The sequence below is a fragment of the Ktedonobacter sp. SOSP1-85 genome (assembly GCF_016587415.1).
GTDB lineage: Bacteria > Chloroflexota > Ktedonobacteria > Ktedonobacterales > Ktedonobacteraceae > Ktedonobacter.
Window position 1 is genome coordinate 323,869 of sequence record NZ_BNJI01000002.1, and the last position, 21,710, is coordinate 345,578.

Annotated in this window: 19 protein-coding genes; 12 read left to right on the plus strand and 7 right to left on the minus strand. The window is 55.6% G+C overall.

Annotation, left to right across the window (positions count from 1 at the left end; all coding sequences use genetic code 11):
- Positions 1-161 precede the first annotated feature (161 nt).
- Positions 162-3,179 carry a LuxR C-terminal-related transcriptional regulator gene (locus KTE_RS29630; protein ID WP_201387817.1) on the plus strand — a complete coding sequence of 1,006 codons (3,018 nt, stop codon included), beginning with the start codon at positions 162-164 and terminating at the stop codon, positions 3,177-3,179.
- 72 nt (positions 3,180-3,251) lie between these two features.
- Here KTE_RS29630 and KTE_RS29635 read toward each other — a convergent pair whose 3' ends face one another.
- Positions 3,252-4,373: a P1 family peptidase gene (locus KTE_RS29635; protein ID WP_201391019.1), complete on the minus strand. Its 1,122-nt coding sequence runs from the start codon at positions 4,371-4,373 to the stop codon at positions 3,252-3,254.
- A gap of 272 nt (positions 4,374-4,645) precedes the next feature.
- Between KTE_RS29635 and KTE_RS29640 the strand changes: the two genes are divergently transcribed.
- The 5 genes from KTE_RS29640 to KTE_RS29660 all read left to right on the plus strand — a co-directional run bounded on the left by KTE_RS29640 (position 4,646) and on the right by KTE_RS29660 (position 9,269).
- Positions 4,646-5,884: a cytochrome P450 gene (locus KTE_RS29640; protein WP_201387819.1), complete on the plus strand. Its 1,239-nt coding sequence runs from the start codon at positions 4,646-4,648 to the stop codon at positions 5,882-5,884.
- 110 nt (positions 5,885-5,994) lie between these two features.
- Entirely contained in the window at positions 5,995-6,606 is a 612-nt protein-coding gene (locus KTE_RS29645) for a TetR/AcrR family transcriptional regulator (RefSeq protein ID WP_201387821.1), read from the plus strand.
- 343 nt (positions 6,607-6,949) lie between these two features.
- Positions 6,950-8,383, plus strand: coding sequence for a phage portal protein (locus KTE_RS29650; protein ID WP_201387823.1), 1,434 nt, complete (start codon positions 6,950-6,952; stop codon positions 8,381-8,383).
- Positions 8,384-8,598: 215 nt separating this feature from the next.
- Positions 8,599-8,943 carry a hypothetical protein gene (locus KTE_RS29655; protein ID WP_201387825.1) on the plus strand — a complete coding sequence of 115 codons (345 nt, stop codon included), beginning with the start codon at positions 8,599-8,601 and terminating at the stop codon, positions 8,941-8,943.
- 68 nt (positions 8,944-9,011) lie between these two features.
- On the plus strand, positions 9,012-9,269 hold the full coding sequence (locus KTE_RS29660; RefSeq protein WP_201387828.1) for a hypothetical protein: 258 nt from the start codon (positions 9,012-9,014) through the stop codon (positions 9,267-9,269).
- Positions 9,270-9,776: 507 nt separating this feature from the next.
- Here the strand turns inward: KTE_RS29660 and KTE_RS29665 are convergent.
- The 4 genes from KTE_RS29665 to KTE_RS29680 form a co-directional block, all read right to left on the minus strand.
- A complete protein-coding gene (locus tag KTE_RS29665; RefSeq protein ID WP_201387830.1) occupies positions 9,777-10,886 on the minus strand; it encodes a Gfo/Idh/MocA family protein in 1,110 nt (369 codons plus the stop codon).
- Between the two features lie 72 nt (positions 10,887-10,958).
- Complete coding sequence (locus KTE_RS29670) at positions 10,959-11,924, minus strand: sugar phosphate isomerase/epimerase (protein ID WP_201387832.1); 966 nt, start codon at positions 11,922-11,924, stop codon at positions 10,959-10,961.
- 15 nt (positions 11,925-11,939) lie between these two features.
- The gene (locus tag KTE_RS29675) at positions 11,940-12,707 is read right to left on the minus strand and encodes an SDR family NAD(P)-dependent oxidoreductase (RefSeq protein ID WP_201379512.1); all 768 of its coding nucleotides are present in this window, start codon (positions 12,705-12,707) and stop codon (positions 11,940-11,942) included.
- Positions 12,708-12,729: 22 nt separating this feature from the next.
- Positions 12,730-13,884 (minus strand): Gfo/Idh/MocA family protein, encoded by a 1,155-nt coding sequence (locus tag KTE_RS29680; protein WP_201387835.1) that lies wholly within the window; start codon positions 13,882-13,884, stop codon positions 12,730-12,732.
- Positions 13,885-14,039: 155 nt separating this feature from the next.
- Between KTE_RS29680 and KTE_RS29685 the strand changes: the two genes are divergently transcribed.
- The 3 genes from KTE_RS29685 (at position 14,040) to KTE_RS29695 (ending at position 16,184) form a co-directional block, all read left to right on the plus strand.
- Positions 14,040-14,771 (plus strand): FadR/GntR family transcriptional regulator, encoded by a 732-nt coding sequence (locus KTE_RS29685; protein WP_236600880.1) that lies wholly within the window; start codon positions 14,040-14,042, stop codon positions 14,769-14,771.
- Positions 14,772-14,785: 14 nt separating this feature from the next.
- Positions 14,786-15,838: a zinc-binding dehydrogenase gene (locus KTE_RS29690; RefSeq protein WP_201387839.1), complete on the plus strand. Its 1,053-nt coding sequence runs from the start codon at positions 14,786-14,788 to the stop codon at positions 15,836-15,838.
- Positions 15,839-15,944: 106 nt separating this feature from the next.
- Positions 15,945-16,184 (plus strand): metallophosphoesterase, encoded by a 240-nt coding sequence (locus tag KTE_RS29695; protein WP_201387841.1) that lies wholly within the window; start codon positions 15,945-15,947, stop codon positions 16,182-16,184.
- Between the two features lie 147 nt (positions 16,185-16,331).
- Here the strand turns inward: KTE_RS29695 and KTE_RS29700 are convergent, their stop codons facing one another.
- Together KTE_RS29700 and KTE_RS29705 are read right to left on the minus strand one after the other, a co-directional pair.
- Positions 16,332-18,272, minus strand: coding sequence for an FHA domain-containing protein (locus KTE_RS29700; RefSeq protein ID WP_201387843.1), 1,941 nt, complete (start codon positions 18,270-18,272; stop codon positions 16,332-16,334).
- Positions 18,194-18,613, minus strand: a complete 420-nt coding sequence (locus KTE_RS29705) for a hypothetical protein (protein WP_201387845.1) — start codon at positions 18,611-18,613, stop codon at positions 18,194-18,196. The genes KTE_RS29700 and KTE_RS29705 overlap by 79 nt, the downstream gene beginning before the upstream one ends.
- Positions 18,614-19,011: 398 nt before the next feature.
- Between KTE_RS29705 and KTE_RS29710 the strand changes: the two genes are divergently transcribed.
- From KTE_RS29710 to KTE_RS29720, 3 genes are all read left to right on the plus strand, one after another.
- The gene (locus KTE_RS29710; protein WP_201387847.1) at positions 19,012-19,734 is read left to right on the plus strand and encodes a TetR/AcrR family transcriptional regulator; all 723 of its coding nucleotides are present in this window, start codon (positions 19,012-19,014) and stop codon (positions 19,732-19,734) included.
- Positions 19,735-19,744: 10 nt separating this feature from the next.
- The gene (locus KTE_RS29715) at positions 19,745-20,635 is read left to right on the plus strand and encodes an alpha/beta fold hydrolase (RefSeq protein ID WP_201387849.1); all 891 of its coding nucleotides are present in this window, start codon (positions 19,745-19,747) and stop codon (positions 20,633-20,635) included.
- A 212-nt stretch (positions 20,636-20,847) separates the two neighbouring features.
- Positions 20,848-21,705 carry a sugar phosphate isomerase/epimerase gene (locus KTE_RS29720; protein WP_201387850.1) on the plus strand — a complete coding sequence of 286 codons (858 nt, stop codon included), beginning with the start codon at positions 20,848-20,850 and terminating at the stop codon, positions 21,703-21,705.
- Positions 21,706-21,710: the final 5 nt, after the last annotated feature.

Consider the following 21,710-nt stretch of genomic DNA (forward strand, 5'->3'; position numbering starts at 1 on the left):
AGACCGGGCCAGTTTCCTCCACTCGTGAACATGAGTAGAGGAAACTAGCCGCTCAAAAAGCTCCGCCGTGTGAGCAGACTTCTGTTGACAATAGGAGCCTTCGACGTCTATGCTGTAGGCACAGAAGGTGATGATGATCGACAGAATGAGAGAGACGATGGATGGCACGAACAACCCCACGCGTTGAGCAAGAAGTCTTAGTGTTGCCGGACGGCAAAAAAGCCTTGGTGACGGTTGGGTCACAGCAATGGTATTCCTGGCTGGCTGATGAGAAGAACGGTTCCTTTTTCTTTGTGAACGAAACCGGTTCATTTACGGCGCGCAAGGAGCGCCGGAAACGAGGTGGGTGGTACTGGATCGCCTACCGGAGCCGGGGTGGGAAACTTGCCAAGACCTATCTTGGGCGCTGCGAAGACCTGACCCTGGAACGGCTTCATGAGGTGACCTCCATGCTGGCTGGACATTCGGCCATACAGCCGAATATGGCCTTGCTTCGTCCAAACCTGCCGTTGGTCCCAACCAAATTTCTTCCTCCGCTGCTTTCCATCCCCGCAAACAGATTGATTGAACGCACAACGTTGCTGGAGCGTCTCGATCAAAGCCTGAGTGTCAAGCTCATGCTTGTAACCGCCCCGGCGGGCTTCGGGAAGACAACCCTCTTGAGCAGATGGTATGAACGCTTCAGGCAACAACAGGGAAACGAAAGCACCATCGCCTGGCTCACCCTGAATGAACGAGACAACGAACCCGCCCGCTTCTGGAACGCGATCTGGAGTGCGCTGCGAGGCGGGCTGGAAAGTGCTGACTTTGATGTTGCTGTACCGCTCTTCTCGACGCCCCAGATGCCTCTGGAAGCTGTCCTGGCTGCCCTGGTGAGTGCTTTGAGGAAGAAACCAGTTGGTGTCCTCATTCTGGATGACTATCATGTGATTACGCATTCCCAGATCCATGAGGGCATGAACGCTCTCCTGACCTATCTGCCAGCCCATATTCATCTTATTCTTGCCAGCCGGAGTGAGCCGCCGTTGGCCCTGGGACGAGCCCGCATGTATGGGGAACTCGTCGAGTTAAGGGCCAGCGATCTCCGCTTGACGCAAAACGAAACCAGGCGTTTTCTGCATACCATCACCGGTGTGACACTCTCGGATGAGGAACAGGCTATCCTGGAACAGCGGACCGAGGGATGGGTCGCAGGTCTCCACCTGGCGAGCCTGGCTCTGCGAGGACACGAGCCTCCAGGTGAAGTCCTGTCACGTTTCACCGGGAGCCAGCGCTCCTTCTTTGACTATTTCGCCGAAGAGATCTTCGCCCAGCAGACGGAGGCCGTGCAACGCTTTCTCCTGTCGACGGCCCTGCTGACAGAACTCACTCCATCACTTTGTGCGGCTATGGGTGACAGCCCTGGACTCCAGGGAAGAGAAGAGTATGCCCGGAGCCTGCTCGGCAGCATCGAGCGTGCCAATCTCTTTCTGGTCCCGCTGGACGAAGAGCGCCAGCGATATCGGTATCATGCCCTTTTCCGCGAATTCCTCTGCGAGAAATTGCGGCGCAGTCAGCCTGGTCTTGTCTCGCCATTATACCGACGGGCCGCTGACTTCTCTGAGCAGCAGGGGATGAAAGAAGAGGCGCTGGAATACGCCCTTGCTGCGCAGGATACAGAGATGGCTAGCCGTCTGCTTGCGCACATGGGTGAGGAATGGTTGTGGAAGAAGGGTGAGGCTAGGAGACTGCTGGCCTGGATGCAGAAGCTTCCCGATCAATCGCGCGAAGAACACCCACATCTGGAGATCCTGCACGCCTGGGCTTTGCTTTTGAGTGGGCACAGTGATCTGGAGGAAGTGGAAACAAGGCTTTGTGCCATCGAGAGGCGCCACGAAGAAGCGGTGAGCGGTGCGCTACGCGGAGATATCGCGGCCCTGCGCGCCAGACTGGCCGCCTTTCGCGATGATATTCCCCAGGTGATCGTGTTTTCCCAACAGGCCCTGCAAGCTCTGCCGAAAGAGCGAGCGCTCCTGCGTGCCGATGTCGCCTTTGGCTTGAGCGGGACATCCAGGAATCTCGACGAGTCCTACCGCCTGCTTGCAGAAGCGCGACACCTCAGCCTTGCTCTGGGCAGCTTGCGCACTGCCATGTTCGCCAGCCGCTACCTGGCTGCGACCTGTGTGGATCAAGGCAAGTTAACCGAGGCAGAAGCCATTCTCCAGCAGGCTCTGTATCTTGTGGGAGAGGGAGAGCAGGTGCGTGTGCCAGTCGCGAGCTTTATCCATATCGGGCTGGCTGAGCTCTGCTACGAACGCAATGAGCTCGTTGCAGCCCGCCGCCATGCCCTCCAGGGGATCGAATTGGGCGAACGCTGTGGGGAGATCAAATCGCTCTTATATGGCTACTGTCTCCTGGCCCTCATCTCCGCAGCTCAGGGAGAGATCGAGCAAGGGTGGCAGCACGTGTGGCAAGCGGAAAAGATTGCCCTGATGGGAAAAGTCACCTGGCTGAGCGAACGCATGGCCGCGATTGCCGTCCACCTGGCCCTCCTGGAGGGGGATCTGGGAAAGGCGAAGTGGGCGCTCCGCAAACAGGGGATCAACTCCGAGCAAGAGGCTGAGTACGCGCCAGGCGACGAGCAGGAAGACGAGCGGCTGATGTTAGCCAGGGTCTGGCTGGCCGAAGGGAAGTACAGCGCAGTGATCCACCTGCTTGAGCCGGTCGGAACTATCGCACGGCAGAGAAAACATCTGAAAAACGCCTTCGCGGTCCAGGCGTTGCAAGCGATCGCCCTGAGCGGATTGCGAGAACAACAGCAGGCCGTGCATCTGCTTGGCGAGACGCTCAAACTGGCGGGGCCAGAGGGATACTTGCGCACCTTTCTTGACCTGGGGAAGCCAGTGCAAAAACTCTTGCAGAGAATTGAGAAAGCAGGGAGCGCAAAGGGATATGCACGCCAGTTGCTCGATGCCTTCGGCAAAAGCCTCGATCCACTGGAACCCTCTGGCGGTTTGAGCGAGCGGGAGCATGAAGTCCTCCAACTTGTCGCTGCAGGCATGTCGAATCAAGAAATTGCTGACACGCTGATCGTCGCGGTGAGCACGATCAAAGTCCATATCAGGCACCTGTGCCAGAAACTAGACGCCCAGAACCGCATCCAGGTGATTGCCAGAGCGAGAGAGAGGGGCATACTATGATTCAAATCGCACAGCAGTTGGTTGAACCCAAATTTGCCCCAAAACTCCTACAATAATCGCAACAGGAATTTTTCACTGGATACGTCCATACCGCTTCAAAATGGCCAGGGTCTCGACGAGTGAAAGGGCTTGTGCCCAATGGTTATCTCGCCCATCCATGGAGTGCGCGGTACACAACGCATTGATCACGGCTTCTTCAGTTGTCTCGACCACCGCTGCGAAGAGCCCATCTATGGCTGGGTTCTGTTCGTTGAGCACCTGCACGCTGCGGACGAGAGGGCCTGCATCATGTGGAATGCGGTCAGCCGTCGAAAAGGCGATAGCCAGGTCGCCACTGCCATGTCCGCCAGAGGTCCCGGTGCGTGCGAGACCAAGCGGCACCCGCCGAGCAAGGCGACCAAGCTGGCGCGCATCAAGGGGCGCATCGGTTGCTAATACCACAATAATTGACCCCTGCTCCCGTCCCGGCTCCTGTCCCACGTGTTGCGCCACACGCTTCTGGCGCTGCTCCTCCAGTTCACGACCGACCGGAACCCCACCGATAATCAAATCGCCGCAGCGCCCAAAATTCGACTGTACTAGCGCACCGAGCGTGTATCCGCCCTGAGCGGGCGAGAGACACCGGGAAGCTGTTCCAATCCCGCCAGCAAAGCAATAAGTCGTCATCCCTGTTCCTGCTCCAACGTTGCCCTCCAAGACCGGCGTGCCAGGAGCAACAGTGAGCGCAGCGCGTACCTCTTGCTCCCCGACATGCCGACCCCCGATATCGTTAAGAAAGCCATCGTTGCATTCACACACGACGGGATTGACCGTGCCCGTCGTGACGCCGATCGCCGGGTTTCGCTCGACCATAAAGGCCACGAGCGCGTCAGCGACCCGACCCACGTTGAGCGTGTTTGTCAACAGAATGGGCGTTTCGAGTTGCCCAAGCTCAGCAAGCTGTACCAGGCCGATGGTTTTGCCGAAACCATTGAACACCGAAGCTGCAGCCGGCACCTTCAAGCGGAAGAGATCGTCGTCGTGCGGCAGGATTGCAGTGACACCCGTGCGTACCGGTCCCACTCCGCGGACCAGTGCGCCATTTCCGCGTATGAGCGTCGTATGGCCAACACGTACGCCTGCGACATCGGCGATGCTATTGGTTGTTCCCGGAGGCAGTGTCCCAAGGATAATCCCCGCCTCGCGCGCACGCATGCGCGTGTTGGGATCTCGTTCACTCATTATATCTCTCTCCTTCTTCTGTTTCTCTCTGGCCCCTGTTGAGGGCTAGTACGCTGTTCAATTTCGTTTGAAAGGGATTCATACCGCCTGCGGCGGTAGGGAAAGGGACGCAGAGGGGCTGACGCCCCTCTGCACTCCCCACTTTTCCATTGACACCTGCGCCTCCAAAATCTTATACTCAGTATAAGTTTGTTCCCGATGTATGCTTATATTCAATATAGCAAACAGATGAGAGGAGAAGCTGTGTGAATAAGCAACCTGATATGAACGGTGGAGGAGTTGCATTCAACTTCTTCAGCAACCAGTCTTCTGAGAATCCGTTTCCATTGCTTGCCATGGCACGCTCAATGGGGGCCGTTCTCCCGGTTCCTCTTCCATACAGTGACGGACAGAAAGCCTGGATGATTACACGAATGGAGGAAGCAGTACAGGTCCTCAAGGACAGCAAACGCTTCACTGTTGATAGAAGGGCAGCCGACTCGAAAGGTTTCTTTCGGCAACGGGAACGTGAGTTCGCTGACGCTCCTGGTCTACTCGGGCAATCCATGATTTCGGTCGACGAGCCAGACCATCGTCGTCTTCGAGGCCTGGTTTCCAAAGCCTTTACGCCCAAATATATCCAGAGCTTGCGACCTTCCATTCAACATATTGCCGATGAATTGCTTGATCGTGTACAGGACCAGGGGCATATGGACCTTGTGCATGACTATGCCTATCCGCTCCCCATCAATGTCATCTCCGATATGCTCGGGGTACCTAAGAAGAACCGGGAGCAAATTCGCCAGTGGTCAGAGGCTCTTGCCACTGGAGGGCCCGGCGATGAGCAACGTCGCAAACGCATTCAAGCCTTCTCCAACTACATTGTGGAACTGGTCGCCGAGAAGCGCAAGAACCCACAGGACGATTTGATCAGCCAGCTTATCCAGGCCGAAACCGAAGGCGACTATCTCAGTGAACCAGAACTCCTCTCGATGGTGGGCCTGCTCATCTTCGCGGGCCATGAGACGACATCCAACCTGATTGGCATCGGGACGCTCGTCTTGCTTGATAATCCAGAACAGTTGGCAAAGTTGAAGGCCGACATGAGCCTTATTCCCTCAGCAGTAGAAGAGCTTTTGCGCATTAACGGACCGGTGCTCATGCCCGCGCCACGCTTTGCCACAGAAGACACAGAGCTAGGCGGGCAGCACATTGGCAAAGGTGATATCATTATTACGGCACTGGCGTCTGCGAATCGTGATGAAACACAGTTCTCACAGTCCGATGAACTGGATATTGCACGTGACTTGAATCGGCATATCGCCTTTGGGCAGGGCATTCATATCTGCCTGGGTGCCCCTCTCGCTCGTCTGGAAGGAGACATTGCCTTCACGACACTGCTACGGCGTATGCCCGACCTGAGACTCAATGTACCACGCGAATCGGTTACCTGGCGAGGCTCCTTCAATCTGCGTGGTCTGACCAGCCTTCCCGTCGCATTTTAGTCGAAAGCGTCAGATACTGATTGATTGCAGTGCGGGCGCATTACAATCAATCAGTCATCTCCACTATGGAGAGTGAACGCGCCAATTTTCTTGAAAGGGAGTGGACATGCGTGAAGCAAGAGATTGACCGTTTACCCCTGCGTGAACGAAATCGGCAACGTACGATGCGGCGTATTATTGAGGCAGCGATCGAATTATTCTCAACCGCTGGCTACGACCAGACGACGATGGACAACATCGCAGATAAGGCCGAGGTTAGCCGGGCCACATTATTTAATTATTTCTCCACCAAACGAGCCCTGCTGCTTCCTTTCGCAAATGACCTCTACGAGAAGAATATTCAGCCACAGATACTTTCCTATCTGAAGGAGCAACCAGCCACACGTGATGTGTTACGGTTTCTGTTCATGAGCATCTACGAGCAAGTACTCACACTCCCTGAGATGGAGCGAGGTCTGCGAGCCGAACTCTTTCAGCCACAGCCTGCAATGATGAAGCTCAGCCACGGTCATGGCTTTTTCAAGACACTTGTCACGATTGTTCAACAAGGGCAGCAACGGGGCGAGATCCGTACTGATATCTCAGACGACAAACTTGGTCGTTATGTGGGAACCCTCTACGTATCACTCCTGATAATGGAACGTAAAGACAGCACATCCACGAGTTACGTGAGCGAAATCGACACCTTGCTCGCCTTCCTCCAGGGCGCACTCAAGGGATGACGCGATGACACCTTCACAGACCAACAAGCCAGTTCCAGGCGGAGAAAGATGGAACGTCGTCATCTTCCATCGATTACAGGGCAATCGCATCTAAATTTTCAAGCGGCCTGTAGAGAGCATCTATACAGCAGAGATTTAAAAATGGGCTTGTTAGGGCATGGCTTGTAGAGCCAATTCCCCAAATTAGATGCGATTGCCCTGCCATCGATTACTACTTATTTGCTTTTTTTACATGTTTATGTTATAATTACAGTTGCATAGTTTTTCCTCAAAACAAACCTCTCCAGTATATCCTCGTAAAGTGTTCTCTATACGTGCGCGTGTTGGAAGGGATGGGTGACGTGTGGAACAGAAGCAGCAGGTATCGTGGTTTGGACGTATACGCCAGGCAGTGAGTGGCGGCGCGCGGGGTGCGCGTATCAGTGAGCAGATGAATCCCGGTTTTTTCTCCTCGACAGCGGGTGTGGAGGAGGAGCGGCGCTGGGGCTATGCCAGCGGCACCGAGGAGGACTACTACTGGCGGCGCCTCTCGGACAACTTCTACCTGAAGGATCTTGTGCCCTCAGCCTACCTGGAGATGCACAACCAAGTCTACGAGGCCTATCACGCCAATCCCCTGGCCTTCGCCATCATTGAGATGACGACCAGCTTTGTCCTGGGGCGCGGTGTCAAGCTGGATGCCAGCAATAAACGTGTCAAGAAGGTCTTCGACGAGTTCTGGCAGGCCAATAGTATGGATGAGCGTGTCTACACCATCTGCAATGAGCTGGCCCTGTATGGCGAGATCTTTGTGCGCTACTTCGTCAATCGCTTCGATGGCAGCGTCAAGGTGCGCCTGACCGACCCCTCGCTTATCGACCAGATCGAGACCGATCCCGAGGATATCGAGACACCACTCCGCTTTCATCGCCGCCCGGTGGGCGAGAGTGCCAGCGCTCCATCCTCGACGACTGGCGGCTTAAAGCTGGTCTTCAGGCCGGGAGAGCGCGAGACGGAGGGCGAGTGGTTTGAGGCCGACAGCCAGATGCAGCAATTCGCCATCAACAAGGTCTCCAACGCCAAGCGTGGCAACTCCGACCTGGCAACCATGCTCCCCTGGCTCCGCCGCTATAAAGATTGGCTGACCGACCGTGTACGCATCAATAAATATAAAGGGGCCTTCATCTGGGATGTGACCCTGCGCGGGGCCGATCGCAAGACCATCGATACCAAGCGCATGGAGTATTCGACGCCTCCCCAGCCTGGCTCCGTCCTGCTGCATAACGAGGCAGAGAGCTGGCAGGCCGTCCAGCCCGCCATCAACGCCAATGACGCCAAAGAGGATGGACGGGCCTTGAAGCTTATGATCGCAGTTGGCGCGGGCCTACCAGAACACTACCTGGCAGACTCAAGCAACGGCAATCGCGCCACCGCCGCCGAGATGGGCATGCCCACCCTACTCAAGTTTCAGCGTCGCCAGCGCTATATGAAATATATCCTGCGCTGTATCCTCGACCGCGTGCTTGCCGAGGCTCAGAGCGCCGGTCGCCTCGGCGAAAACGTCAATCTCAGCTATGACCTGATCTTTCCCGAGATCGACCTCGACGATAATAAGCAGCTTGCCGGGGCCGCTAACGCCCTCACGCAGGCCCTCACCGCCGCCAAGGCCCAGGGCTGGCTCAGCGATGAGACCGCCATGCGCCTGCTCTTCAAATTCGCTGGCGAAGATATCAGCGTCCACGACGAGCTGGCCAGAATACGCGGCGAGCAAACCTCATGCCAGGCACCTCCTCCATAGGACGCCTGAAAAAGGCCCCAGAGGCACAGGATCAGGATCAGGATCTGCGCTTCCGGGGCCTTCTCCACATCGGGCCTGCCTCATACATTTCACCTTATGTGTACAGCAAACAAGACGAGGGCGGACATCTAGCCATTTCTCTTTGGGATTCCCGCTCTTGACAGTGCCATATTTACCTATTAGAATGCACGCAAAGCATCTTCAAAGGATTTGATATGTCACAAGATCTCTTGATTCTTCTTGTTCTGGCAGGCATAGTTTTACTCGGTTTCTTGATCTACATTGGTATCCAGGTCTATCGAAGCCGCTGGTATAAGACCCATGGGAAAGAAGTCATTGCCACAGTTGTTGATATTGAAGAACGCGAACGAGTCTACAACCGCCGCATTTATACAAAGTATAAGGTCTATGCACATTGGAAGGATCCCCTAACAGATCTCTCCTATGACTATGAAAGTCGTTGGGTACATAATCTCCCGCGCGTCCTCTATCCCAACAAGAGCAAAGTCAATGTCTATATCCAGCCAGATGAGCCTGAGAAATATCTCTTCAAGTTGTAGCGGACCACCATCCACCACTCTTCCCTTTCAGGTCTTTCGTTGATCCAATCACTCACTATATGAAGGCTGTGCCCGGTCGTGAAACGGGCGTTCAGGACGCGGATTGGATTGCCGATTTGTTGCAGCACGGCTTGCACACTGCTAGCAGTGTGCCTGATCAGGTACGAGACCGCAACGCTGCTGGCCGCTTATGTCCTGTACTTCCGGGCTTCCTCCAGTTCCTCCGGGGTCAGTGTGTCCGCCCTCACGTTACTCACGGTCACGATCTTCCCGTCTACCGGGCACTGCATCCTCCGGAATGGGCCCAGATGCACGGAGCCGAATAGGCGGGACGTCTGGCTCGCCACGAACAGGTGCCCATCGGTGCAGCGCAAGATACGATCGCCGAAGATGGCCATCAGCTAGCTCCCCTCTCTTGATTCCGGTGCAGGGCTTCACAGGTCCCGCGCCAAGTCACGGTCACGACGCTCTTACGATTCTACCGCTCCTATCCTGGCACCTCGCCCGGAAAGACACACGGTCTAAGCGTTTCAATCCACCGCAGCTATTTCGCTTGCTACCTCTGTAATATACATCCAACGCTTGGCAATTGCAAGATATAAATATATCTAATCATTGAAAAATTGAGCTTGCCCCATTTTTAAAGTGTGTCCGTAGCAAGACACACTCTTATCTTCCCACATACTCCAAAACAAAGCGGGGTAAACACCCTTGTGTCTCTAGTGGTGGCTACCTGCCTCCATGATGTGCTGCTCGACCAATACAAGCCAGCAGTATAGGCAGTTAGCGAGTAACCATCACCCACCACTCCAGTTTGATGAGAATTACATCTTCTACGAAAGAGATTGCTTCTCCACAACCTGGGGCAGTCCCGATGTTGCGCAGTCGTAGATGGCACGGATACAGGAAAAATTGAAGAGTGCTTGCTCATTTACTACTGCTGCTGATGGTTGATTGTGTATGCGTTGATAGAAATACACGAGCGGTTTCTCTCCGAAGCGCAGGGCCTCTGCTGCCGGTGGGGGGAAAGCGATGATTCGGCTCTCGCTTGCCCCATCGCGGTCATAGGTGTGCGTCAGGGTGGCACGACCTCTGGACAATGGCCAACTCCAGCGTAAGGAACCGTTGACGCCGGTAAATTCGATCATGGACTGCTCCTCGCTATGAGTGCCGGAGGCGCGTTCGTAATTCATGATCACGTTGCTGCCATCGACGAGCGTATAGCGGAGCGTAGCTCCGGCGTGCTGTTCGACGTCAACGATGGTTTGCGGAAGAAGGTGCAGGGCGGTGGCGGGATTGGCCAGCCAGGCGTTGAGCACTTCCACGCGCCTGGGTTGTAAGAGATCATTGAGCACGGTAAATTCGTAGGGAGCACGATCCATTAAGGTTCCACCACCGCTTCTGGCCTGGTCGAGAAACCAGTGTGTCTGAGGCTGAAACTCGATCCCTGGGCGATTACGCTGCTCTAGATTGAGAAAGCGCACATGATAAAGCTGGCCCAGTGCTTGCTTCTGCAGGAGACGGCGTGCCTCCTCGGCTGGCGGCCAGTTGAGACACCTGACACTACAGCAGCCAAGCAAACGGTGATAAGCGTGGGCTACCGCCAGCATATGCCGCGCCTGCTCCTGATTGAGCGCGAGGGGCTTCTCACACAGCACATGCCGGCCTGTAGCCAGCGCGGCACAGGTCAGTTCTTCATGCGCGAACGGTGGAGCTGAGATGATGACGATGTCATTCTCATCTGCTGCTTCAGCCAGCATGGTTTGCGCGTCCTCAAAGGCCCGCGCCTGAGGATATTCCCTGACAAAAGCTGCCAGCGCTTGAGGATTGGGGTCTGTGACCGCCAGCATAACCTGTTCCGGGTCAGGCAGGCGTTGGATAGCGGCGGCGTGGGAACGCGCGATGACTCCCGCCCCAACAAGATAAATACGTTGCGTGCTCATTCTCTGCCTTGATTTCTTGAAAGCGACTACTGGTCTTTGATCTGATCCGCTTGATGATTGGGCCTGCGCTTTTTACGCATGTGTAAACTGCTTGAGATAGGTCAGGCTTTCCATCAGCTGTTGCTCTTCATAGGCCACGATGACCTCGGCTGGCTCATGGCGTTCAAAAGGCGTTTGCCATTTCTCGGATTGTCTTGCGTTCGTATAAACGAAGCGCAGCACACGCGCAAGCTGTGACGCTGAGCGCGGTGGATACGCTGGCCAGTAATCGTCAGCTAGCACTCGGATATGACGCGCCTCTAAGGCTCCCATTTCCAAGGACATGGTAATATCTGGGCAAAATTCTGCCACAATGGCAAAAAGGTGCGGGAAGTCGATGACTCCCTGACCTATGGGACTGCGTGCCAGGCGATAGCCTTCGTCTGTAGGAAAGATCCAGTAGTCTTTGAGATGGACGTTTTTGAGATGTGGTCCGATGCGCCTGACAAAGTCCAGGGGTTCTTCAGCCGTAGCCAGCGGATTACCAGTGTCCAGCGTAATTCCAAAGCGGGATGAGTCGATAGCGTTGCATAGCCAGAGAAGCTCTTCCGAAGCCAGGTCTTGATGATTTTCGACGGCGAGATTCACTCCGACACGTTCGGCAACCTGTGTGACCGCGCGCAATCCCTCCAGCACTTCTTCTAAAAACGCCTTCCAACGGTTTGCAATGAGCCTGCGATCCCCGCCGATTTGCGCGCCTCCTACCACGGTACGCACTGTTTCCACGCCTAGCCGCGCTCCCAGTTCAAGCGTTTCCGCCAGCTTTTCAGGGGCATATCCTCCTGTTGCCAGATTCAGGAAGAGCTGATGCTCCCGAGCGTACCGCGCCACAGCATCAATGTCCTCCCCCTCCAGAAGCACTGCCGGCAGTTCAGCTCCCATCAGTCCACAGATCCGCGCGCGCTCTAAAAGCTGGATCGGCTTGATCCGGGGGCGCCCGGACTGGGGAGCCAGGCCCATGCTAAAAACGGTGCCATATGCTGTAAGGCCAAGCCGCATAGAATCTTTCCTTTCTTACTCGGCTGTCCATCCGCCGTCAATGGTCAGGGCTGCGCCAGTCATGAAGCTAGAGGCGTCCGACGCCAGGAAGACGATCGCCCCCGCCAGTTCCTCCGGTTTGCCCCAACGCCCCAGCGGAATGTGGTTGAGAAAGAACTGGTTGGCCTGCGGATCATTGATAACCGGCGCATTGAGTTCAGTCGCCATGGGACCAGGACAGAGGGCATTGACAGTAATTCCATGCCTGGCCCATTCCAGCGCCAGAACTTTGGTCAGTTGAAGCACACCACCTTTGCTGGAGGCATAGGCGCTGCGCTCAGGCAGAGCGACCTGCGCGAGCATTGAGGCGAGATTGATGACTCTGCCCGCGCCCTGTCTCTTCATATGGGGAGCCACAGCCCGCGCGCAGAGAAATGGTGCCTTGAGATTGGTCTGTTGCACCAGATCCCAACTGGCTTCGTCAAAAGCCTCGGCTGGCTTACGAATATTGATGCCGGCGTTGTTGACCAGGATATCGATGCGCCCGAAGGCTGCGATAACGGCCTCAACCATTTGCTCGATCTGCCGGGCGTCGGTGACATCGACCGCCAAGCCAAGGATACGGCGTCCAGTCGCGGCAGCCAGAGCCTCCGCGCCACGCTGCGCTTTCTCTTGATCCCTGCTTGTGACTACGACATCAGCTCCAGCCTCCGCCAGAGCCCGAGCCATGACCAGGCCCAGTCCTCGCGTTCCCCCTGTGACCAGCGCGAGCCGGCCATCCAGCTTAAACATGTCAAGCGCCATAGACACTACTCCTTTGTGACAACTACGGCCTGGCGGCGGCGATTGGCCGTGTGACGGGCGGCACATCTGGCACATCGACCCAGCGCCGCTCCCGCGCGGATTGCAAAACAGCGTCGATCACCGCCTGGCAGCGCATCCCATCGTAAAAGGTTGGAATGTCATTGCCTCCCGTGAGAATAGCCTGAATAAAAGCAAAATCCTGATCATAGCGGAAAGTCACGGTTGGTTCGCCGAGAGAGGGATTGCGTGGCGAATCGGGATAGACCAGGAACTCACGTGGCACCTCCCGCACCTCCAGCGTGCCGTCAGGGTGACCGACGAGAACCTCATGAGGGCGATGCAGATGATAGATGAGCGTGCCTTCTGTTCCGTACACTTCAAACTCATCGAGGCCATATCCGCCCTTTCCGCGTCCTTTGGCGACCTTGCTCAGATCGAACGAGGCCATTGTGCCCTGCTCAACACCCACACCAGCGGCAAACTCGGCCAGAAAAACAGAGGCATCCTCAACATCGGCGGGGAACGGTTCTCCGTCAGGAGTCGGGCGCACAGGCGCGAACGTGCGTGTCAGGCCGACCACACGGGCGATCGGGCCAATTACGTCATGACAGAAATCGATGCGGTGCGCGCCCATATCTCCCACCTCACCAGAGCCTGCCAGGTGACGCTGCTGGCGCCAGCCAAGCGAGGTCTCTGGAAAATCCTGCAAACGTGCCACGCGCAACTGACGCGGCAGACCGACCAGTCCCTGGCCCACCAGGTGTTTGAGATAGCGCATAGCGGGCACAAAGCGATAGGTAAACGCGGTCATATGGCGCACCCCGCCGGCGACCGCTGCTTCATACATTTCTACTGTCTCAGCGTAGGTCATGCCAAGCTGTTTCTCAACCAGCACATGCTTCCCCGCCGCGATAGCCGCGTGCGCGATCGGCGCGTGCAGCAGCGTGGGTGTCGCTATAACCACCGCGTCCACAGCAGGATGCTGGAGCAAGCGCTCGTACTCAGTGAAGGTATTCGAAACATGATACTCCTGCGCAACCCGCTTGAGCCGCTCGGCGTTATCATCACACAGAGCGATGATTTCCGCCTGCTCGCAGCGCTTCAACCCGGGCAAGTGGACGCTGTTACTGATACCCCCCAGACCAATCACGCCTACTCCAACCCGCGATTCTCGCATGGCATTGCTCCTTCCCTGAAAACAGGTTGACAAACTGAGTGGTTATTGGCTACAGTAATTGGTAATATAACTTTACCAATTACTGTAGCCAATAACCACTCAGTTTGTCAACCTCGAAAGACGATTGAGAAAGGCAGGAGAAGCCAGTGTTTGAAATGCCTCCCAAAAATGCCCTTTCCGAAGACATCGTGAACAAGTTGCTCGCTCTCCTCAAGGAAAAGAAACTCCAACCAGGCGATCGTCTGCCCTCCGAGCGGGATCTGGCGGAACAACTCCAGGTGAGCCGTCCTTCGCTGCGGGAGGCCTTGCGAGCGCTCTCGATCATGCATGTAGTGGAAATACGGCAGGGTTCTGGCACATACATTTCTTCTCTCGAACCCCAAAGTCTGGTCGAGCATCTTGATTTTGTCTTTGCTCTGGCTGATTCAACCTACCTCTCGCTTTTTGAGGCGCGCAAGGTGGTGGAGGTCGGCATCTGTGGTTTGGCGGCGCAGCGCATCACCAATGAAGAGGTCACTCGCCTGGAACGCTGCCTGGAAAAGTCGCTGCTTGGATTGACCGATGCGGAACTGTATTTTCAGGCTGATGTGGAATTACACGAAATCATTACCGAAGCAGCCGCAAGCCCTATTCTCAGCAGGATCATGGCCAGCATCCATCATCTGAGCCTCGCCAGTCGTAAACGCACCGCTGTGTTGCCGGGGATCGCTTACCAGGTTATTGAAGATCACCGTGCCATTATCCAGGCACTCAAGCAGCGTGATTCCAAGGCTGCGCGCCAGGCCATGTATCAACACCTTACCCATATCGAGCAGCGACTGCTCGATGATCTCGCGGCCAGTGCCACCACGACCGCGCCCCAGCCGACTACAACGGCTGAATCATGAGAGGAGACAATGGAATGTTGACCGATTCAGAGATGAAAGCACTAGTCTGGCTGGGACCGGAGGATATGCAGCTTCGCACTGTCTCGCTCCCCGAACCTGCTCCCGGTGAAGTGCTGATTGAGACAAGCGCTATCGGCATCTGCGGCTCTGAACTAAGCGGATATCTCGGCCAGAACAGCCTGCGCCGTCCACCGTTGATTATGGGGCATGAAGCTTCTGGTCGTATCCTACAAGCAGGCGAGCAAACGACCTTCGCCGATGGCACCACAGGCCAGGTGGGGACGCGTGTGACCTTCAACCCTCTGATCGTCTGTGGTGCCTGTGATCGGTGTCGTGCAGGTTATACCAACCTCTGTCGCCAACGCCAGCTCGTTGGCGCGCACCGCCCAGGCGCTTTTGCCTCCTACGTAGCCGTGCCTGCCACCCAATGCTGGCCTGTGCCAGAGAATCTCTCGGATACTGCTGCTTCTCTGGCAGAACCGCTGGCCTGCGCCATCCGTGCCGTCACACTCGCTCATATCTCTCCGGGAGACAGCCTGCTCATCATCGGAGCCGGCCCCATCGGCCTCTTTTGCCTGGCCTATGCCCGTTCACTAGGTATTACAGAAATCCTTGTGAGCGATATGCTTCCCGCGCGCCTAGAGATTGCGCAGCAATGGGGAGCAAGCGCAACCCTGAATGCGCGCACAAGCGATGTCGTGCAAAGCGTCCAGCAGATCTATCGCGGCGGCGCAATGGCGGTGATTGACGCTGTCGGCGCAACCGCCACACGAGCGCAGGCCATTCAGGCCGTGGTCCCTGGTGGCCGCGTCGTTTTTATTGGCCTCCATGATGAGGAATCGCCGCTCGCCGCGAATTATCTTATTCGGCAAGAAGTGACCATTACCGGCAGTTTTGCCTATACCCACCATGATTTCGGCAGCGCCGTGGCCATGTTGAAAGCAGGCAAGCTGCGGTCAGAGGCTGACTGGCTGGAAGAACGCCCGCTGGCTGAGGGACCGGCTGCCTTTGCCGAACTGGTCAAGGGCACGGCCAGAGCAACAAAGATCGTACTGCGGATGAGGTAAGATTCTTCTCTAAGATCTTATTCCGAAACCCAACGCCACTGGCGTGTCTAGCGCTTCGCGCTCAGGGTTTTCGGAGAAGTAGTAAGAACAGGAGAAAGGATAGCGGATGAAACTGGCTTTAATTTCTGATATTCATGGAAATCTTTTCGCCTTTGATGCGGTTTTAGAGGATATTCGTCGGCGTAAGGTTGAGCATATCCTGTGTCTGGGAGACGTTGTTACCTCTGGTCCTCAACCACGTGAGGCGCTCGCTCGCCTACGAGAAATCGGCTGTCCTACTGTAATGGGCAATAAGGGTTCCTCGCACTCCTTTCACAACGTGGAATGCCGCATACGGAGTGGTTAGTCAATTCGTGGAGCAAAGATTAATATTCTGATACCAAACAGTTGCCATCGGGTTTGGGTCAGTTCAGGGCCGTCATCTTCAAATGTGCGTGCCTTAAACAGGCTGCGGGTGAAGTAGCCGTTACTTGAGTACACGGCTACTGGACTCCTATGATGGTGACCAGGGTTCGGGCAGTTCGCTTGCTCCAAGCAGGCGGAAGATAACCTTGACCGAACCAAAGCTGACCACATCTCCGTCCTGGAGGACTTCTGGCTTGTGCGGGTTTAGAACCAACTCTCCCAGGCGTGTCTTATTTCGGCTATTCAGATCTTCGAGAGAGAAGCACGTTTGCTCGATGTGTATCTGCGCATGCCGACGCGAGACGCTGCTCGATGTATCGAACGGCGTCAGGTCAATCCCTGGCGTGATATTACGTTTGGGATCGGCCCGTCCGACAACGACACGATCCTCTTTGATGGCGATGCGTTGCACGATCTGTCCGTTCTGCTGAATATCCAGAAATGCGTAAATTTTTGCGCTCTCCGGCGCTACTGGCCCGATGCTGAGTTTCGACCTGATGATCGTCTGCTCCCCTTCTGCCAATTCCTGATGTTTGCTGGATCGGGGCCGGAGAAGGGTCTGCTCCCCTTCTGCCAATTCCTCATCTATTTTGAGCTTCGCGCTCGCCTGGTTCGCCATGGCTGGAAAAGACTTCATGACCGCAAGCAGGCTCGCCACATGCTCAGGACGCTGGAGGGGGTGTTCGGCCTCAAGTTCCGGCAGGACCGAGAGCACCCTCCCGTTGCGCACGAATAACCTTCTCCAGTTGGATGGATCGAGGGGAATGAGGGCATGGCGCCGGCGTCGCGCGGCGCCGATTGCGCTGGCGCGCGCGCTCGTGTCGATACCACTCGCTTTACTGATCTGTTCGATACGTTCGGCGCCGAAGTTGATCGGGGCCGCCTGGCTGTATTCCTGCGCGCTCACCTGAAGCCAGGCGTAGGTGTCCTCCTTAATGCGATCAGCGAGCCGGCGAAGGGCATCAGTTGGTAAGGTACCCGCATCCCGAGCCTGCCAGTACTCAAGAACGCGGGCGCTGTGCCCAATCATCCCGGTCATCGCTCCACCACTGGTCAGAAAGTGACCATTGCCAAAGGAATCGCCAGCGACCACGCCGTTGACCGCAATCAATGGATCATCGCCAACCCGCTCGACAAGGCTGAATAACGTGGGTCCATAGATCATCTGGACCTTCATCAACTCCTGCCTGGGAATGTCGAGAATCTCTGCGGCTTGCTTGATATAGTAGTCATAGATCAGTTGTTGGTAGGAAGCGAAGAACTCGGGCGAACCAGGGTCCGTTCCCACTGGAAGGAGTCCCGCCTCGATGGGATCGAAGGTTGTAAAGTCTGGAACCTGAACCAGAACCCAGCCGACCTCTGGATCATTCTCATGGCCCACAGCGATCTGCCGCACCCAGTATTCCTTGCCATTCTGGTCGAACGCTGAAGAGATTCTCCGCCGTAGGCGACCACCTACAAGCACCTCGACCAGGCCCGCCAGGAAATCCGCCTGCGCCACCACTGGCCCATACCCGTCTCCATGGTCAACCTCGACATCATGTTGCTCAAATCCCAGGCGGTTCGCGTCAGTACTCTTAAATCCCTGGGCGATCATGAACAGTTCGGGAATACCCAGGTCAATGATCTCACTATTCGGCTCCCTCACACGAACGAACTGCCCCTTGAAGTCAAATTCCTTGAGACTCTCAATGCGAATCCGCTTCCGACCATCGGGACCATCAATGAAACCCTCACCCTCCTTCGGAACCACGCGGTGATGCGTAAACAGTTGGACCCGAGGCTTGCTGTTCGTCTCTCGATCCTTCTGTTCGATCATCTCCAGATAGCGACGCAGCAACTTCTGAATGGAGGCAGCCTCCGCCTGGAATGTCGACGGGCCATCGAGCACCTCCATCATCGAAGTGCGAATCTTGCGAGGGTCAGGCTGCTCTGGCGGCTTGGGTGGCTCTAACACCGTAATGACGCGGTTGGGCAGGCCATCGCGCCAGCGGTCATCAATAAATTCGACATTGTGAATGGTTCCCACAATATGCTGGTCCGCGTCAAAGCCATCGATGATCTCATCGGCGACGATATCTCCAGCGGAAGTATGGGGCTGTAGAAGCACTCAGCGAGGCGAAATAATCGTCCATCCCCCCGACGAGGCAACCTGGCCTCGCCATATCGTTCAAGCATCATCTGATCGATCAGGCCAAGTTGGTGATAAAAGTCTGCACGGATATTCCAATGTACGCCAAGGAAGGGATCACCACGCATCTCAACACCTACCGCGGTCCGCCCCAGTGCCACAGTCCACAACATGGCCATCATGTTCGTACCGCCCAGACCCAATGCCAGAAAGTCTGGATCGCGTATCACGCCGTTCATAGGTCGCGTTACCCTCCTCATAAACATGTACGCTTTGTGCGATTAACGGATAGAAAGTGAGAGGTGTAGTACGCTTCTGTTACGAAAGAAAACAAACAAGGAGCGTACTACCGATGCTTGAGAAAGCAACACTTCTCACGACTCTTTTTACCATAGTTGACGACACAATGAAAGGATCAGCCGTGAGATCCAGCAAGCCTTACATCAGCCTGGTCCAGCTCTCCGCCCCTCTGAGAGCGAGCTGATCACTGGGGAGGATACCAAGGCGAGCTTGAGAGCTGGCGCCCTTGATTTTTGCTGTCTGTTGATTTACTATTTGACCAGAATAATTTTTTGAGTCAATAAGTCATTTTCTTGTCTCGTCACTCTTGTGTGACGAGACGAACTTAAGGGAGATCATGGAAACCAGAAGCAAGATCACTGATGGAACGTCAAACGACAAAGGGGGACCTGCTCAGCCTGACGAGCGTATGATTCGCGAACAGCGCCTGCTTGATGTTGCGAGCGCCCTGCTAGTGCGCTGGGGCTACCGGAGGACCACCCTTGACGATGTGGCTCGCGAGGCAGGTGTGGGCAAAGGCACGATCTATTTGCACTGGAAGGACAAAAAGGATCTGTTTCGTGCGGCCATCTGGCGCGCCAACCACCAGGTCAGCGAAGACCTCAAGCAGCGGATTGCCGCCGATCCAGAGGGGGGGTTACCGCATCGGCTGTGGATGCATAGTATGCTTGCTGCCCTCACCAATCCCCTTGTCGCGGCGCAAATCCGGGGTCAGCCAGACCTCTTTGCCGGACTCATCGACACGTTTGATCCCGCGTCCCGCGAGCAACTGGTGGGGCATGCCGACACCTACGTGGCTCAACTGCAACAGGCTGGACTGATTCGCACAGATCTGCCAGTTCCGGTCATTACGTATCTGCTCGCCTCCCTGAAAATGGGGCTGATCTCCGCGCCTGAGCTTGTCGGTCAGAAAAACATGCCATCTCTGGAGCAACTCGCCGTGGCACTCAGCGACCTGTTACGCCGCTGGTTGGAGCCAGAACAACTCCCTAGCAATACGGAAGCCGGCAAACAGGCTCTCGGCGAGTGGCTAGAGCAGTTCAACAGCATGGAAGGATAACGTGAGAAATATGGACACGATGAACACCAACCAGAATCTTGTCCAGTCGGGGCGCGTCACTACAGAGGGCGACGACCTGTACTATGAAGTACGTGGCCAGGGACAGCCATTCTTGATGATCCCAGCCGCCGGCGGGGATGGAGATTATTATGCGGCGGTGGCGGATCTGCTCTGTAACGAATACAAAGTCATCACCTACGACCGGCGTGCCAATGCCCGCAGTACCATGCATGCGCCGCAGAATTTTGAGATCAGCCAGCAGAGCCGGGACGCCGTGGCCGTCCTCCACGCAGTCGGTGAGACCTCCGCCTTCGTGTTTGGCAACAGCAGCGGCGCGGTCATTGCCCTGGACATGGCAAAAACCCAACCGCAGGCGGTGAGGGCGGTCATTGTGCATGAGCCACCGGTTCCGCGGGTGTTGCCACTCCCGCAGGCTAGAAAATGGCAACGTCGCTTTGCGAGCGCCTATCTGACGGCCTTTCGCTTTGGCTCGTATGTGGCTGCCACCCAGTTTATGCTTGGCGTTCGCATCCCCATGCTCAAAATAGCCCGGGCTCAAAGAAGGTCAAACGAGTACACCAGAAGCCGTAGAGAACAGAGTGGGGAACACCGCCTCAGCGTCAAGGTCGGCGTCGAGTTCCTGGTGAAAGGGGAATTGCTGCCCATGACGAATTACCTGCCAGATGTTGAACGGATCAAACACAATGGCGTCAAGGTCTTCATGGCCGTGGGAGAATGGGCTCGCTCAAGAAAGACCTGGCACCTCCAGGTGGCTCATATCCTGGCAGAACAGCTTGGCTGCGAACTGGTGACGTTTCCTGGCCATCACGGCTCGTATGAGGATATGCCGCAGGAATGGGCTGCCACCCTGCGCAGGGTATTGCACCAGGCAGAAGCCTAACCTGGTGGCTCAACACCAACAAGAAGCCGCACGGTTTCTCACTGACAGCGGGTATGTCACAAAAGAAGGATATGCATGACAAAAAGAGGTCGTATTTTCTTACCATAGTGTCGCTTCGCCGCATTGAAAAAGCGCAGGATTGGAGCGTACAATTTGCCTTAACGAATACAATTGATGGCAATTTTAGTAGAGAATTTTGCAGGAGGTTGAAGATGTTTCGTTGCCTCAATACGGGTGCATTGTCATTATCTGTGCATGTTGAGGAAGCACTAGGGCTAGCGTCTCGTCATGGTTTCGCGGGCCTGGATCTTCCTATCGGTGAATTGTTTCGACTCGCGGAAGCATCATCTGTGCAAGAGGTAAAGGATCTCTTTCATTCGACAGGAGTGCGTGCTGGGAGTTGGGCACCACCGGTTGATTATTATGGGGACGAAGCGTCGTATCGGGCTGGATTGGAGTTACTCCCAGCATACGCGAAGTTCGCTCAGGCACTGGGGAGTCCCCGGTGCTGTACCTGGGTTAAGCCTTTTTCGGATACACTAGAGTATGAAGCCAACCTGGAATTCCATATACAGCGCTTGCGGCCAATTGCGCGCATTCTTGCTGATTCTGGCTGTCGCTTCGGATTGGAATTTGTTGGGGCGAAGACGTTTCGGGCTGGTCATCGCTATGAATTTATCTCTACACTTCAGGGGATTTTAGACCTTGGCGAACGCATCGCCACAGGGAATGTAGGACTACTGCTTGACAGCTTCCATTGGTATACCTCGCATGGTTCATCTGAAGATCTCACATATTTAAGCGTTGATCAGGTGGTCTCTGTTCACTTGAATGATGCCCCTGTTCACAGGAGCGTTGATGAACAGATAGATAATCAGCGCCTTCTACCAGGCACAAGTGGGAAGATCAATATCACTGATTTTCTTCAAGTGTTGAAGCGTATGCACTATGACGGTCCAGTCGTCGTTGAGCCATTTAATGCTGAATTGGCGAAGCTGCCTGCCGATGAGAGGGTGGACGCGGTCAAACAAAGCCTGGACAAGGTATGGACGCTGGCTGGCCTCGCGTAAGCCAC